At 69.2% G+C, this 15,726-nt stretch carries 13 protein-coding genes; 3 read left to right on the top strand and 10 right to left on the bottom strand.

Going from position 1 to position 15,726, the window contains the following annotated elements:
- Positions 1-2 precede the first annotated feature (2 nt).
- From ABIE67_RS40650 to ABIE67_RS40605, 10 genes are all read right to left on the bottom strand, one after another.
- Positions 3-1,802, bottom strand: coding sequence for an ABC transporter substrate-binding protein (locus ABIE67_RS40650; RefSeq protein ID WP_370266574.1), 1,800 nt, complete (start codon positions 1,800-1,802; stop codon positions 3-5).
- Positions 1,799-2,200, bottom strand: a complete 402-nt coding sequence (locus ABIE67_RS40645) for a hypothetical protein (RefSeq protein WP_370266573.1) — start codon at positions 2,198-2,200, stop codon at positions 1,799-1,801. The genes ABIE67_RS40650 and ABIE67_RS40645 overlap by 4 nt, the downstream gene beginning before the upstream one ends.
- The gene (locus tag ABIE67_RS40640; RefSeq protein ID WP_370266572.1) at positions 2,197-3,444 is read right to left on the bottom strand and encodes an ATP-grasp domain-containing protein; all 1,248 of its coding nucleotides are present in this window, start codon (positions 3,442-3,444) and stop codon (positions 2,197-2,199) included. The genes ABIE67_RS40645 and ABIE67_RS40640 overlap by 4 nt, the downstream gene beginning before the upstream one ends.
- 68 nt (positions 3,445-3,512) lie before the next feature.
- Positions 3,513-5,084: a class I tRNA ligase family protein gene (locus ABIE67_RS40635; RefSeq protein WP_370266571.1), complete on the bottom strand. Its 1,572-nt coding sequence runs from the start codon at positions 5,082-5,084 to the stop codon at positions 3,513-3,515.
- Complete coding sequence (locus ABIE67_RS40630; protein ID WP_370266570.1) at positions 5,081-5,476, bottom strand: cupin domain-containing protein; 396 nt, start codon at positions 5,474-5,476, stop codon at positions 5,081-5,083. Before ABIE67_RS40630 ends, ABIE67_RS40635 begins: the two co-directional genes overlap by 4 nt.
- A gap of 49 nt (positions 5,477-5,525) precedes the next feature.
- The gene (locus ABIE67_RS40625; RefSeq protein ID WP_370266569.1) at positions 5,526-6,809 is read right to left on the bottom strand and encodes a SidA/IucD/PvdA family monooxygenase; all 1,284 of its coding nucleotides are present in this window, start codon (positions 6,807-6,809) and stop codon (positions 5,526-5,528) included.
- A 137-nt stretch (positions 6,810-6,946) separates the two neighbouring features.
- Positions 6,947-7,981 (bottom strand): FAD-dependent oxidoreductase, encoded by a 1,035-nt coding sequence (locus ABIE67_RS40620; protein WP_370266568.1) that lies wholly within the window; start codon positions 7,979-7,981, stop codon positions 6,947-6,949.
- A gap of 2 nt (positions 7,982-7,983) precedes the next feature.
- A complete protein-coding gene (locus tag ABIE67_RS40615; RefSeq protein WP_370266567.1) occupies positions 7,984-8,409 on the bottom strand; it encodes a VOC family protein in 426 nt (141 codons plus the stop codon).
- Positions 8,410-8,442: 33 nt separating this feature from the next.
- Entirely contained in the window at positions 8,443-9,498 is a 1,056-nt protein-coding gene (locus ABIE67_RS40610; protein WP_370266566.1) for a ParB and winged helix-turn-helix domain-containing protein, read from the bottom strand.
- A 112-nt stretch (positions 9,499-9,610) separates the two neighbouring features.
- A complete protein-coding gene (locus ABIE67_RS40605; protein WP_370266565.1) occupies positions 9,611-10,663 on the bottom strand; it encodes an ATP-grasp domain-containing protein in 1,053 nt (350 codons plus the stop codon).
- Positions 10,664-11,471: 808 nt separating this feature from the next.
- Between ABIE67_RS40605 and pepN the strand changes: the two genes are divergently transcribed.
- The 3 genes from pepN (at position 11,472) to ABIE67_RS40590 (ending at position 15,566) form a co-directional block, all read left to right on the top strand.
- Positions 11,472-13,745 (top strand): aminopeptidase N, encoded by a 2,274-nt coding sequence (pepN, locus tag ABIE67_RS40600; protein ID WP_370266564.1) that lies wholly within the window; start codon positions 11,472-11,474, stop codon positions 13,743-13,745.
- Positions 13,746-13,756: 11 nt separating this feature from the next.
- Positions 13,757-14,017, top strand: coding sequence for a hypothetical protein (locus ABIE67_RS40595; protein ID WP_370266563.1), 261 nt, complete (start codon positions 13,757-13,759; stop codon positions 14,015-14,017).
- 313 nt (positions 14,018-14,330) lie between these two features.
- Complete coding sequence (locus tag ABIE67_RS40590) at positions 14,331-15,566, top strand: MFS transporter (RefSeq protein ID WP_370266562.1); 1,236 nt, start codon at positions 14,331-14,333, stop codon at positions 15,564-15,566.
- The last annotated feature ends 160 nt before the right edge of the window (positions 15,567-15,726 follow it).

Genomic DNA, 15,726 nt, shown 5'->3' with positions numbered 1-15,726 from the left:
TCTCAGTCCTCAAGGTAGTGCCAGTTCTCGGGAGCGATCATGCCGAAGGGGTTGATCGGCTCGAAGCCGTGCAGGTCCTCGGAGACCTCGAAGAGCCGGATCGGAAAGTTGGGTGTGAAGATCACAGGGACCTGCTCCGCGATGTAGTCCTGGTACTCGTAGAGGGCCTGGATGTCGTCGGTGGTCACCGTCTTGGCGATGAGCTCGTCGGCGCGCGCGTCCGACCAGTGGCCGAAGTTGCCGCCGGCGCCGGTGCTGAACAGGATCTCGCCGGTGGGCTGGTGGAAGACCCAGCCGCCGTTCCAGCAGCACGCCTCCCACAGGCAGTCGGGGCCCGCCTCACAGGGCGCGTCCTCGGCCACCAGCACCGATCCGTAGACCTCCTCCAGCCGGACGTCGATCCCCGCCTTGGCGGCGTCCGCGCGCAGCTGCTGCATCAGCCGGGTCAGCGCGGGCCGGCCCTCGACATAGCGGAGCAGGAAGCTGAGCGGCGTACCCGCAGGGATGCCCTCGCCCGCCTCACCCGGTCCGGTGCCCGGGCGGACGCAGACGGCCGGAGTGACGCTGGTGTCCCAGCCGTTGGCCTCCAGCAGTTGCCGCGCCCGGTCCGGATCGAAGGGCAGTGGCCAGGCGCCCTCGCGCTGCCCGGGAGAGACCAGGTCGGTCCTGGGGAGCATGGGGACCGGCCCGTTCTGCCGGTAGGCGTAGCCCTGGTAGATGTCGCGTACCGCCGAGTCCTGGTCCAGGCACAGCTGGACGGCCTGGCGGAGATAGGGCTGGGCGAAGAGCCTTCCCCGGACCGTGGGATTGTTGTAGTTGAGCGAGATGTAGCGGATGCAGTAGGCGGTCTGCGGTACGAGCCGGTAGTGGTCCAGCGGGTTGGGGCCGCCCTTGTCCGGGCTCTCGGCCGGCTCCGTGGCGAAGCTGAGCGGCAGGTATCCCACCTGGATGGCGCCCTCACCGCGCGGACCCCGCTGGAGCATCTCGTACTGCTCTTCGTCGGAGAAGGTCGGGATCTGGCGGAACTCGTCGAGATAGGGCTTGTTGGGCCCGGAATGGTGCTCGTTGAGGACGAAGGTGACGACCCCTTCGAGCGTGTAGCTCTTCAGCCGCCACGGTCCGCTGACGACCGACCAGATCGGGCTGTCGGGCCAGCGGGTGCGTGCCGCGTTGCCCTCGTCGAGGATGTCGCCCTGCTCGGCCATCAGGTACGCGTAGACGGCCTCGACGTCGGCCGGGTCGCCGGAGGCGTTGGCGGGGCCCTCGGCGGTGCGGTCCCATGCCTTCGGGAGCGGTGTGATGGTGCTGAGCTGGTTCATCAACACCCAGCGCTGGGAGTACGCCTTGTCGAAGGTGAAGTAGACCGTGTCCTGCGACCGCTTGCCGTAGTCGGTGAGGTTGTCGGGGAAGTAGCCGGGGACGTACTCGCCGTACCGGTCCCCCTTGACCTTCATCAGGTTGACCCAGAACAGCACGTTGTCCGCACACAGGGTCTCGCCGTTGGACCACTTCCAGGGCTTGACGCGGACGGTGACGGTGAGGCCGTCCTCGCTCCACTGGGGCGGTTCGGCGATGCTGCGGGCGTAGTCCACCTCGGGCTGTCCGCTGCTGCCGAAGTAGTACAGCGTGCTGTACATCAGCGCCTGGAACTCCAGGATGTTCCGCGTGCCCATCCGTTCGGCCGGGGTGAACGGGAAGATGACGGCCGGCGGGAAACCTGGCGCGCACGCCCAGGTCACGGTTCCGCCCCGCTTGGGCCTGCGGCCGTCCTGCCGGGCGGCCCGGGTGGTCGTCTCCGTCATCGTGTACGCCCTCCTTCGGGCCGGTCGGCGCTGTGGTGCGGGGCGGCGGCGCCGTTCGGCGACGCGGCGGGGATCTCCTCCAGCCGGCCGGTGCCCCGGGCGGCGTGCCGGCCGAAGCGCTCCCAGGTCTCGGCGAGCCGGATCCGGCCGTCGTCGAGCACTTCCGGGACCGAGCGGCAGTGCCCGGAGACCACGGAGCCGTCGGCGAGGACGACGCAGTACGCGAACTCGATCTCACCGCTCTCGGCACAGACGCCGGTCAGGGTGCCCCGTCGCGCGTCCCCTCCCGAGAACTCGCCCCAGAGAAGGTCACCGTGCTGGTGGTAGACGGCCGACCGGCCGTTCTCCCCGTCGTCCGCGCCGACCGGCCGGAACCTCCTGCCGTCGTAGTCGATCATTTCGGCTCCAGTTCGACGGTGATGCGGCGGGCGTAGTCGTTCATCGTTCGGCGGGCGTCCTCGAGCGAGTCGCCGGTCGTGCCGAGGAAGCCGAAGATGGTGTTGCCGTCGGGCGGGCGCCGGATGAGGTCTCCCGGCCGGGCTGTGATCTTCAGCAGGAAGGCCCGCTCCGACGCGCTGACGTCCTCGGGGACATCGATCCGGCGCACGACCCCGGCGTCGCAGATCAGGCACATCGAGGTGATGTGCACGCCGGTGGGGTCGTAGTGCCGGACCGCGGGTTTGACGCCGAGGCCGATGTCCGCGACCGCCCGGATCGGGTCGTAGTCAGCGGTCAGCCGGGCGATCTCGTCGAGTCCGCCGCCTCCGACCCGGGCCGCGATCTCCAGCACGTACGGCTTGCCCTGGTGGAAGCGGACCTCGGCGTGGGCGACGCTGCGCCGCAGCCCCTGCGCCCGCATGCCCGCCCGCACGACATCGTGCACGGCTTTCAGGTCGGCCTCGCTCAACGCTGTCGGAGCGTGGTGGATGTCGTCGTCGTACGTCGCGCCCTCCTCGGTGATCCGGTCCACCACCGAGCCGAGGTAGACCTCGTCGTCCCAGGCCAGGGCTTCCATGAGGTATTCGGCGCCGTCCAGGAAGGACTCCACCAGCAGCCCCTGCGGGCCCAGGTCCAGTCCGGTGACCTCGGAGTGGGCCCAGAACAGGGAGCCGATGCCCTCGGAAGCCTGGGCGAAGCGCTCCGCCATCTCCTGCGGGCCGTCGATCCGGAACACATAGTGGCTGCCTGCGCCCATGGTCGGTTTGAGGATCACGGGGTAGCCGAACTCCTGCGCTGCCGCCTGCGCCTGCTCCAGCGTCGCCACGTAGCGGAAGGAGGGGTGCGGCGCCCCGGCGCGCTGGTGGGCCAGCCTCATCAGGTACTTGTTCCGGCTCGCCTTGGCGGCCTCCACGCCGATGCCGGGCAGCCCCAGTTCCTCGGCGACAGCCGCGGCGGTGATGACGGCGGACTCCGAGAAGGTGATGACACCGTCGAACTGCTCCGTCTTGTGCCATTCACGGGCCACTTCGAGGATCCGGCCGATGTCGCGGCTCCCGGCCAGCCGGTAACGGTCTTCGGGCCAGAAGTCGGGGGTGCCCTCGCCATTGAGGACGTAGAGGTCGAAGCCGTGGGACTCGACCTGCTGGTAGCGCGAGATGTAGTAGGAGAGGTACTGGACCGTCTCAATGGTCAGCAACTTCACGAAGTTCTCCATGCCGAGTGGTCGAACACGTAGATGTCACCGGACGCTGCGTCGGCCGCGCCGGGACGTCAGACGGCGGCCTGGACCGCCTCGGTGAGCCGGGGCAGGCGGAAAGGGGTGACCTTCTCGAACCGCGCGGCCGACAGGCTGAGGTCGACACCGTCCGCGGCGGCCAGGGCGGCGGTGTCCACCATGATCGGCGCGGCCCAGGCCAGCAGGGTGCGCACCCCGAGCATGAAGTCGCCGGGCCGGGCCACGGCCGTGGTGTCGTCCCGCAGTTCCTCGGTGCGGGCCAGGAGCAGCGCGGCGGCCCGGGCCAGGCTGAAGGTCTCCAGCTCGAAGCACTCGCGCATGACGTCGGCGAACGCCTCGCTGTCGCGGCGGCCCGCGTCCGTGACCGGCACCGGCTCCTGCGGATCTCGTCCGGCCAGAACGGTGTCGAGGAGGCCGGCCAGGGCGTTCCAGGGCCCGGTGAGCCGGCCCGCCGCCAGTTCGGCCGGGTCGAAGTTGGTCCGCTCCCGCTCCGGGCAGGTCAGTGCCAGATGGAACCGGGCGACGTCCCGGGGGCAGTCGGAGACCAGGTCGCCGGCGTTGATCAGATGGTTGCGGCTGGTGGAGAACTTGGCGTGCTCCAGCTCGTAGAACTCGTTGCAGACGCTCGCGCTCGGGCGTACATAGCGGTCTCCGTGCGCCAGCAGCAATGCCAGGTCCATGACAGCCCAGTGATACACGTTGTCGAACCCGTGGAAGTACACGAGCTCCGCGCCGCGCCCAGACCGCCAGAACGCGTCGTACGGCTCGTCCGCCGGGGCGCCGTTGGCCCACCATGTGGCGTACATCGAGGCCGGCATGGCCTCGACCCACGGATACACGATCTGCCCGGCGAGATCCTCGAACGGCGCCGGCACCCCCCAGCCGCCGGGGAACGTCACCGGGATCTCCGGCAACGGACGGTCCAGCAATTCACGCACGACCTGCAGCGGGTGCGGACGCCAGCGTTCGGCGGTGGCCGCGAACCGCTCCTCCAGCTCGGCGCGGTACTCCTCCATGGGCAGCACGAGAATGCTCTGCTCACGGAAGGACACCGGCTCCTGCGGCCGCAGTGAATAGCGCGGTTCGAGGAGTTGGTCGAAGTTGTTCGGATGGCCGCAGTCCTCGCACACCCCTCCCGCGCTGGCCGCCTCGCAGCTGGGACAACGGCCGCTGAGGAGGCCGTCGTAGAGATACACGCCGCTCTCCTCGGCGTAGGGCAGCCGAACCGTGCGCAGGCGCAGTCGGCCCGATGCGCGCAGCGCCGCGACGAAGCCGGTGACCGCGGCCCGGTAGCGGTCGTCGACCGGCGGCAGAGCCCGGTCACCGGGCGAGGTCAGCTCAATGCCCAGTGCGGCGAGAGACCGCCCGATCGCGGCGGTCGACTCCGCGCACAGCCGCTCGGGGGTGACGCCCCGCCGGGCCGCCGTGGTGACGACGTAGCTCTGGCTGTCGTCCGTCACGGTGGTGAGGGTCACCCGCTCGCCCTCCGCGCGCAGCCACCGTGCGTAGATGTCGGCGGCGAGGTACGGCCCCGCGATGTGGCCGACGTGCAGGTCCCCGTTGGGGGTGGGGGTGGCCGGGATGATGATGCGCGGGCGTGCGGTCATGTCCGTTCGCTCCCCGCCTCGACGGCCGCGTGAGCGGCGGTGTGCCGGTCGGCGAAGCCCGCCACGAGGTCGGCGTCCCACCAGATGGCGTACATCTCGAAGGCCTCGTCCGAGGTGTTCACCAGCTGGTGGACCGTCTCGGGGGTGAAGTGGATGACGTCGCCGGCCGAGAACGGCACGCGGCGCCCCTCCGTGAGGATCTCCGCGGTTCCCCGCAGCGCGATCCAGATCTCGTACTCGTGGTGCCCGTGTGCCCCCGAGGACACCCCGGGCTCCGCGACGCACCACGACCCCTCGAAGGGGGCGTTCAGTAAGGGCCACGGCATCAGGCGCTGGGCGCGCAGTTGGTTGTCGAGCTGGAGCTCTTGCCGCCGCAGCGGACGGATCTCCATGGGCACGATGGTCCTCCGTTCGAAATTCCGGATCGGTGATGACCGGCTGTCAGCCGATCTCGGCGAATGCGGGAACCGCGCGGCGTCCGGCCAGCAGGCCCTTGACGATGTCCCCGGACCGGCTGGCCAGCACGCTGAGCAGCGAGTCCGCGATTCCGTGCGTGGCCTCGTTGACGCCCTGGAGATAGCAGGAGGCGCCGTCGGTGGCGGGCAGTTGGAGGCGGTAGCCGCGGTCCACGGTGACCTCGTCGATGCCCAGTTCAGCCGCGAGCCCCTGCACCAGCGCGGGCATCGCGCTGCAAAAGCCCGTGCCGAGCAGCACCAGGTCGCAGCGCAGTTCGTCGGTCCGGCCCGTGCGGCGGTCGACCAGCGACAGCACGACCTCGTCGTCCTCGACGCGGGTGGCGAGGACGTCGGTCATGGTGATCATCCGGAGCCGTTCCTCGCCGCTCAGTCGCTCGAGGTAGCGCTGGCGGTACAGCGTCTCGAGCATCGCCGGCGCCAGTCCGCCGTAGTTGCTCAGGTGCATCTCCCGCAGCAGCTGGCCGCGCGCCTCCGGGGCCGCGGCGTGGAACTCGTCGATGAACGACGGGTAGAAGATCTCGTTGGTGAACTTGCTCGACTCGTAGTTCCGCAAGCCGATCGAGCGCATCACCATCGTCGTCTCGGCGGACGGGAACTCCTGATGGGCGGCCCACAGCAGTTCGGCCGCGCTCTGCGCGCCACCGATCACCACGATGCGGCGGGTGGCCGAGGCGTCCACATCGGCGATGCGCTCGGCGTACGTGCTGCTGTGGATGAGCCGGTCGGCCGGCAGACCGGCGAACTCCTCGGGGACGAGCGGATCGCGGCCCGTGCCGATGACGAGGTGCCGGGAGAGTGTCTCGGTGTCGTCGGCGAACCGGGTCAGCCATCCTTCGACCTGCCCGTCCGCGTTCCACGTGGGGGCCACGGACAGCGCACGCTTGCCATAGCCGATGCGCACCCGGCTCATCGAGTCCGCCACCCACTGGAGATAATTGGATATCTCCTGGCGGTACGGAGTGAAGGTGCCGAGATTCACAAACTCGTCCAGCCGTCCCACCGAATGCAGGAAATTGATGAATGAGAATTTACTGCGCGGGTTTCGCAGCGTCACCAGGTCCTTGACAAAGGAAACCTGACTCTGCGTCCACGGGAGCAGCATCCCGCGCTGCCAAACGACGCTGTCGTGTGCCTCGGCGACGTAGGTGCCGGCGGCGATTTCTTCGGCTGCCAGCTCCTCCATGGCCACGGCGAGGGCCAGATTGGCCGGACCTGCCCCCAGGGCAAGCACTTCCACTTCGTTGCGCACCAACGTAATCCCCAATCTCGGTGACATCGCTGCGAATCGGTGAAGGGGTTCGGAAATTCACGCTACCCGGCGCACAATTTCGGCAACAGAAGATTCCGTACGCCAGTTTTCTTTATTTTCGTGAACGGGATCTTTTCTTAGCCGACGAGTTCGGCAGCGGCCCGACGGGCGGCGAGGAGCGCGGTCTTCGCCGCGCCGCCGCTTCCCCCGGTGAAGGTGAAGACGGGGGATCCGGGCATGGCGGCGCGCAGTCTGAGACCGCCGCGGCCGGCGGGGTAGCAGTCCAGGGCCGCCACCGTTCTGGCCGCCGCGCCGGGCCAGGCGCCCAGGCCCAGCCGTTCCGCGGCGCGGATGGTCACCCGGCGCGCCAGCGCCGGATCGGCCGCCACGTCGGCCGGGTCGATCTGCCATCGGTCGGACGGAAGTCCGAGCAGGAAGAGCCCGGCGGACACCGGGCGCCCGTACAGCCCCGAGGTGTCGTCGACGAACGCGCCGAGGCCGGGCGGCGCGGCACGTCCGAGCGTGTACTGGATCTGTTTGGTGCGCAGCCGCTGGCCGGGCAGCCCCCACTCGTCCAGCAGTCGAGGCGTCCACGCACCCACGGCCAGCACCAGGTTGTCGCAGCGGCGGACCGTGCCGTCCGCAAGCACGACCGCCGGGTCGGGACGTGCCCCGGCCACCGGCACGTGACACAACTCGGCTCCCGCCGCGACCGCGTCGGCGACCAGGGAGTTGCGCAAGCGGGCGGGCGAGATGTAACCGGCGTGCAGCTCCACGACCGCCAGCGCACCGTCGGGCAGCCCCCGGAAGGGCGCGAGGCCGGCTGCGGGACGGAGAGTGGCCGATCCGGGCAGGATGCCGTCCACCGCGGACACCGCCGCTTCGGCCCGGTCCGGGTCGCTGTCCGCGGCCAGGACATAGGTGGAGGTCAACTCCTGGTATCCGGCCCAGGAACGCAGTACCGCATCGCGCCGGAACTCGGCCAGGCTCTCCGCGGCGACGGCGGCGGCCGCCGGATCCGGCTCGAACCCACGGACCAGTCCACCGGACGCGCCCGTGGCGTCCGTCCACCGGCGGCCGGAACCGCCGGTGAACAGCGTGACCCGCACACCACGGCGGGACAGCCGCCAGGCGAGGGCCGCGCCGGCCAGACCACCACCGACGACGGCCACGTTCACGAGGGCACGTCCGACCGCCGGTACTCGACCAGCTCGATCAAGAGTGCGGCGGGCCGCCGCGCGTACACGAAGGCCACGCGCATGCCGTCCCGGGCCCCTGCCCGGGGCTCCTCGTCCACCAGCACGAACCCTTCGCGCCGCAGCCGGTCGAGTTCGCCTTCGAGATGATCCACCTCGAAGGCCACGTGGTAGAGGCCCTGCTCCTTCCGCGCGAGCCGCCCGCTGACGGCTGCCTGTTCGTCTCGTGGGGAGACCAGTTCGACGGCGGGGCCGCCCTCCGCGGGCGTCCAGAACTCGCAGTCCACGCCGTAGTCCGCGGCCTCGCCCCGGTCCTCCATGGACAGGCCCAGCAGAGCGAGCAGCGATCCGGCTCCCGCCGGATCCCCGGTCGCCACACCAACGTGGTCAAGACCGATGATCACGGTGTCTCCCTCGATCTCTCAGGGCTCGATCCATCAGGCGCTCGATCCCTCACGGGGCGTCTGCCGGTTTCGGCTCTGCAACTCGGCCGCCAGCCGCCGCCATTCGTCCGCACACTCCAGCGCCAGGTCGGCTATGACCGGCACCAGGTGGGGTGGGATGTTGTCGAGCTCTCGCGCCGCTTCGCCATATGTCGTCAGCCGGCGGCCCAACCACACCAGTAGGGCTCGCCCTCGTTCCGTCAAGCGCAGCGACGGGTCGCGCCTGAGGCCCTCCAGGCGGGCGAAGAGCCGGTGGGACACGTCCGGTGACGACTCCCGCCGCGGCGTGCTCCGGTGGGTCCGGTGGGCCAGGACGGGGGTGACGGTGGCAGTCGCCGGCGAGGGCTCGTCGTCGCCCGTGGACTCCTCGGCGCCGGCGTTCGCCGCCCTCACGGTGACGGAGTGCAGCGCCGAGTCGCCGCCGGGGTGGGCTCCCGCCGTCCGGGCACTGTTCAGCTGTGTGCGGAGGTTGTGGGCCGTGCCCACCGAGACTCCCGCGGCTCGGGCGATCTCCCTGACCGAGGCGTTGGGGTCCTGACGGATGATCTCCAGGGCACGGCGGCGCCCCTCTTCGACATTCACCGGCCGTACCCGGCCGTCCAGCCCGACGCGGGCGTTCAACTGCGCTTCTCTCCCGGTTGAACTCCGCCGAATGGAACCCACCGTCTTGGCGGAGAGCCCGGTGATCCCCGCAAGGGCGCGATCAGACAGCTCGGGCCGCATGCGGATGACACGTTCGGCCGCCGCCTTCCGCTCCGCGAGGGTGAGAGGCAGGCCGTGTCTGACATTGGCCTGCACGCCGCGGATGTAGGCGTCCTCCTCCGAACCGTCGAAGAACTCGACACGAATCGACTGATGCTTTCTGATGATCGCCGCGCGGTAGCGGTGCACTCCGTCGATGATCCGCATGGTCTGTCGGTGCACGATGATCGGCGGAAGTTCGTCGTCCATTTCCGCGAGCCGTCTGACGTGGGCTTCGTCCTCGGCGTTGAACCGCACCGAAATGCCGGTCGATAAGTCGGCCAGTGAAACCCTGGCTGGCGATTCCATCAAGTTCTCCCCGCTTCTGGCGAGTTTCGTTCTCACTCGTCTTCTACGCGCGGCCTTCTCGCCGGACCACGAAGTCCGGTGACCGAGTACGCGCACTTCCCCCTGCGGGCCCTCAGCGTGCGCTGTAGGCGAAAGCGGTCTCCGCGGCGTCCAGCGCCGCCAGGCACCTCTCCCTGGAGGTGCCGGTCGCGACGACATAGGCGATCCGGCCCCAGACCGTGCCTTTCGGCGGTGGGGAGAAGACGGCTCCCGGCGCCGCCAGGGTCACGGCCTCGTCGACCGCGTCAGGAAGCCGGTTCGGGAAGCCGGCGGACGCGATCTCGGTGTCGTCCTTGTCCACGTACAGGAAGCGGACTCCCGCCACCTGACTGCGGGTCATGCGCAGATCCGGCTCTCGCCCACAGGCGACCGAGGCGGCGGCCAGGCCCGGGTCGATGCCGGTCGCCAGCTGCCCGAGGCGGGGGATCAGGTCCCCGCCCAGCCTGCCGTTGACCTCGATCAGCTTCGGCCCCGTGTCGGTGAGCATGAACTCGCTGTGTGTCCACCCGTCCCGAACGCCGAGCGCGGCGTGGGTGTCGGACAGCACCCGGCGGAGCTCGGGGTCCGCCAGGAGGGGGTCGGCCCCGTCGACGAAGTGGCCGACTTCCTCGGCGTACGGCGGGTAGCCGACCACCTTGCGCGCCACGAACACCGGGCTGACCACGCCGTCGCACACCACCGCGTCGACGCTGATCTCCTCGCCGGTGACGCACTCCTCGACAAGGTACGGCTCAGGGGAGTTGTAGACCACGGACGGCGGTACCTCGATGGAACTGGTGAAGGAGAAGCCGTCCCGCAACGCGCCCGGGTCGTCCGCCTTGATCACCCCCAGGCTCGCGCCCAGTCCCCGCGGCTTGAGGATCACCGGGTAGCCGATCCGCTCGGCGGCCGTGAGCGCTCCCGTGAGGTCGGACACGGGCGCGGAGGCCGGCTGCGGCACACCCGCTGCCGCGAGCGCCACCCGGCACTGGCCCTTGTCACGCAGACGCCACAGGACCGAGGGGTCACCGCCGGGCAGTCCCAGCGCCTCCGCGACGTACGCCGTCGGATGGATGCGCACCTCGTCCCAGCAGAGCACTCCACTGACCCGCGTGCGGGCATTCAGCTCCTCGGCGACCTTGGCCATCGCAGGGCCGTCACAGGTGTCGGGAACGACCGTCCACCCGTCCAGCCAGGGCTTCTCCCACGCCGGCTCCTCGGTGTGCAGCAGATGACCCGGAACCTTTGCCCGATGGAGCGGAGAAGATACTCGCGATATGGCTGCATTCCAGATGCAACCAGAATAACTAACGGCCTTATACCAGACCCGCCTTGTCCTTCGTTCACTGCTTCAGCACCTCGCCGCCCCAATTAATTCTCGGACTGAATCGATGACTCACAGAAAGCGATTACCGCAAGCGAGCATACCCATCGGTCTCCCGCTCCGTCCAGGAAGTTAAACAGTGCAACTTCCGCCCCTTGAACCGAGGGAACGACAGCACCGAAACGATTGCGCCAGGAGTGTCGGCCACACTCACCGTTGCCGCCATACGCCAGATAGCGGCTGGTCACTACCTTGATCACCGGGCGCCCAGCAGGTGGGCGCAGCGTGTTCAGCTGCGCCCCCTCCTCACTTGAACAAAGAACAGGGAAAGTATCGAAAGGAGCGAAGATGGACCCGATTTGCCCTGTTGACAGGCGTCCGTCAAATCGCTTAAGGCTTTTACAGTCCCGCAAAATATCCGCCCCATGTCTGCAGCGTCACCGACGGTCGGGCGATATCCTCCGGTCACTTCAGACGGCGAGATTCCGCGACCCCCAGGACATGGCCCGCGGTGCTCTTTGGGGCCGAAATGTCACCTCTCCCAAGAGCCGCTCTCTCCTGCATTCCACACCTCTGCTTCATGCAATGTTTCTCAGTTCGACCCATCACCGACGCCGCGAAAGAGGTCATCATGCCCAGCCTCACCAAGGTCGAGGCGGTCGACCGTGCCTCGAAGGTCACCGTGGACGCGTACCGGGTGGCCCTCGACCTCACTGGCGGAGACGATGTCTTCCGCTCCGTCGCCACCATCCGCTTCCGGTCGGATCGCCCGGGCGAGAGCACTTTCCTCGACGTCCAGCCGGCGGCTCTGCTGTCCGCGGAGCTCAACGGCCGTGTGGTGGACACGACTTCGCTCACCGACGGGAGGCTGCCCCTGACCGACCTCGGCGCCGACAACGAGCTGACCGTCGTGGCGGACATGCACTACTCGAAGAACAACGAGGGCCTGCACCGATACGTCGACCCGGCCGACGAGAACGTCTACGTGTACGGCTTTCCCTATGTGGACCAGGCCCCGCGGATCTTCGCCTGCTTCGACCAGCCGGACCTGAAGGCGCCGTTCACCTTCGACGTCACCGTGCCGGCCAACTGGCAGGTGCTCGCGACCGGCGAGGCGGTCGCGACGGGCGCCGGTCGCTGGCGCATCGGCCCGACCGAACCGCAGGCCACTTACCTGACGACCCTTGCCGCCGGCCCGTACGAGTCGTTCCACTCCCGGCACGGAGCGATCCGGCTGGGTCTGCACTGCCGGGCCTCCCTCGCCGACGCGCTCAAGAGCGACGTCGAGGAGCTGTTCGAGGTCACGCGCCAGTGTCTCGACGAGTGCGCCCGGCTCTTCGGAGTGCCCTACCCCTCGCCCAAGTTCGACCAGATGTTCGTCCCCGAGTTCAGCGTCCTGTCCCTGGATCATCCGGGTCTGGTGCTGCTGCGCGAGCAGTACGTGTTCAGCTCGGCGGCCACCGACAGCGAGCGCGAGACCCGCGCCGTCGTGCTCGCCCACGGCATCTCCCTCATGTGGATGGCGGGCCTGGTGACCAGCGCGTGGTGGGACGACCTGTGGCTGGGCCAGGCGTTCGCCGACTACCTGGCCCATCGCATCACCAGCGATGTCACCCGCTTCACCGGGCCACCCACCACGTTCGCGGCTCGCCGAAAGGGCCAGGCCTATCTCGCCGACCAGCGCCCCTCCACCCACCCGGTGAACCTGGAGGCCGGGGACATGGCGTCCGCGCTGCTGGACCTCGACCGGATCTCCTACTTCAAAGGGCACTCGGCGCTGCGACAACTCGCCACCGCGATCGGCGATGACGCACTCCGCGAGGGTCTGCGAACCTTCATGGAACGGCATGCTCACTCCACCGCCTCCTACGCCGACTTCCTCGCCGCGCTGGACTCCGTCCTCGACGCATCCGCCGGCCTGGACATCGGCACCTGGTCGGACGCATGGCTGAGGTCGGCGAACCTGAACACCCTCCGGGCGGATTTCGTAACACACGACGGCCGCATCGTCTCCGCAGCCGTGGAGCAGTCCGCTCCCGAGAGCCACCCGGTCCTGCGCCCGCACACCCTGGACATCGGCCTCTACGACGAGGATGGCGTGCGAACGCTGAAGCGCGCACACCTCAGCGGTCCGCGCACCGAGCTGCCGGAGCTCGTCGGCCTGCCCGAACCTGCCTTGGTACTGCTCAACGACGGTGACCTGACCTATGCGAAGATCCGGTTCGACCACAGGTCCCTCGCCGCGCTCCCTCGGCTGCTGCCCGGACTGACCCCGATCAACCGGGCGATGGTGTGGTGCCAGCTGCTGCTGTCCGTTCAGGACGGCAGCTACCCTGCGGCCGCCCATCTGGCTCTGGTCGCCGGCATGCTGGCGGACGAGCCGGAGCTGTCCATCCTGACCGAGGTGCTCGAGCAGGCCCGGTTCGAGGTGGCCGACCGGTTCCTGTCGCCCGCCGACCGGCCGTCCACCATGGGCAGGGTGACCGCCGCCCTGCGTGAGCGGCTGGCCCGCACGCAGCCGGGCGACCAGACCGCGCTGGCCCTGCTGCGCGCCCTCATCGATTTCTCGCACGATGCGGACGAACTCGCGGGCTGGCTTCGCTCCGAGGCAGAAGGCCGGGGATCGTCGCTGCCGGCCGGGCTGGTGCTCGACAGTGACCTCCGCTGGCGGATCCGGCTGCGGCTGACCGTGTTGGGCGCGTTCAGCGCCGAGGAGGTGGACCGGGCTCATGCCGAGGATCCGGGGTCCGATGCGGACGACGCGGCGATGAAGTGCCGTTCCGCGCTGCCGGACTCCGGCGCAAAGAAGGCCGCATGGAAGGCGGTGTTCTCCTCGGGCGGGCTGTCGAACTACGGCCTGCTCGCCCTGGCCTCCGGCTTCTGGCAGCCGAACAGACCGAACTGACCGATGTCTATGTGGACAGGTTCTTCGCCGAAGCCCCGCGCCTGGCCCATCACGGCGACCTTGTGCTGGACCTGCTGATCAAGGCCCTCTATCCGCGGCACAGCGCCACTCCTGAGACACTCGCGGCCGCCCGGGAGCTGCTGGCGCGACCGGACCTGCCGAGCGCGCTGCGCCGCCCCGTGGCCGACCTGACCGACGACCTGGCGCGGGCGACGAGGGTGCGCAACGGCCGTGTCACTGGCGCCAACCGGCAGGAATTTGGCGGGGCCTGACGGTTCTGCTCCTTGGCGGAGGTCTTTCCGCCCCGGAACAGTGTTGCCTGAGCTACGCGCACATCTGCCCAGGTCATGACAGCCGGGTCGGGTCGCCTGCGCTCAGGCCGGGCAGCGACCGAACGAACGAGGACCGCACACAGTGATGTCGAGGGAAGCAAGCGCTGACGCCGCGCACCCGGACGGCTGCACGTGAGCCCCTGACGAGCCTGGCGGGAACCGGGCGGAACGTCCCCGGAGCCCGTCCAGCGGCAGCGCGCAAGCCCTGCTTCCCCCCGTACGTATCTCGAAGCCCTCCTGGAGGCCCTCCCCCATGTCCACCCGCGCCTGGCTCATCCTTCTCGCGGTCGGATTGTTCGCCATAGGCACCGACGGCTACGTCATCGCCGGGCTCCTGCCCGAGATGGGCCGCGACCTCGGCGTGTCGGACAGCGACACGGGCCACCTCGTGAGCGCGTTCGCGCTGGCCTACGCCCTCGGCGCGCCGCTGCTCGCAGTGGCGCTCGGCAACCTGCCGCGGCGCCCTGTGCTCATTTCCAGCCTGACGGTGTTCGCCGCCGCCAATGTGGCCGCCGCGCTGGTCGACTCCTACGAGACGATGATCGCCATCCGGGTCCTGGCGGGCCTGGCTGCGGCGGTGTTCAGTCCCGGAGCAGTGGCGGTCGTCCCCTCGCTGGTCTCTGCCGAGCAGCGTGGTCGTGCGCTGAGCACAGTCAGTGCGGGCATCGCCGTCTCCACCGCCGTCGGTGTGCCGCTGGGCACACTGATCGGCAACGCGTTCGGCTGGCGCACCACCTTCCTGGTGGTAGCGGCTCTCGGTGCCCTGGCCTGCCTGGGCCTGGTGTTGTTGCTCCCGCCACTGCCGCCGAACCCGCCCGCAGACCTGCGCACCCGCGTGGCGGCCTCACGAACCGCGGGAGTGCCCAGTGCGCTGTGCGTCACAGTCCTGTGGATCGCCGGCGCGTTCACCCTGCTGACGTACCTCAGCCCCGTGCTCGACGAGGTGGGGAACGTGCACGGCACCATGCTGAGCATCTGGCTGGCCATCTACGGCCTGGCAGCTGTTACCGGCAATCACCTGGGCGGCCGGGCCGCCGACCGCTTTCCCGCACCGAAACTCACCGTAGTCACCACGACCGGCCTCTTGTTCGCGCTCGCCTCCTTCGGCCTTCTGGGCTCACTGGGCGTGGGCGGTGCCACGGGAGCAGGCTGGGCCGTTGTCGGCCTTGTCACCTGGGGCATCTTCGGCTGGGCGTTCGCACCCATCCAGTCGCACCGCCTCGTGCAGCTGGCCCCGGAGTCGGCGAGCGTCGTCCTCTCCCTGAACAGCAGCGCTATCTACGTCGGCATCTCCGCCGGGGGCTTCCTCGGTTCCGCGGCACTCGCCGAAGGGGGCGCCGCGGCGGTCGGCTGGACAGCGGCGGCTGTCGAACTACTCGCTGTTCTGGCCTCGTTGGCCCTACTCCGCCGCCGCGCGGGACAGGCCGAACGGATCATGCCCACCGAACCGAAGTCGAGCCGCGACCCCAGCGCCTCCGTTAATCCGTGATCCCAGAGGTACGGCTTCCTCCGATACAGGCGTGTTTTGGGGGCCGTACCGCTGGCCAAAGGTGTACTCGGCGGTCTCGTACCGGATGATCGCACGGGCGGCTGTCCCCGACTGTCCCAAGAATGATCAAGGGCCGGTTTCGAATGCTTCCGAAACCGGC

The sequence above is a fragment of the Streptomyces sp. V4I8 genome, from assembly GCF_041261225.1.
Taxonomy (GTDB): Bacteria; Actinomycetota; Actinomycetes; order Streptomycetales; family Streptomycetaceae; genus Streptomyces.
The sequence above is the reverse complement of the archived record's forward strand: the minus strand, read 5'-3'. Positions and strand labels throughout refer to the sequence as shown.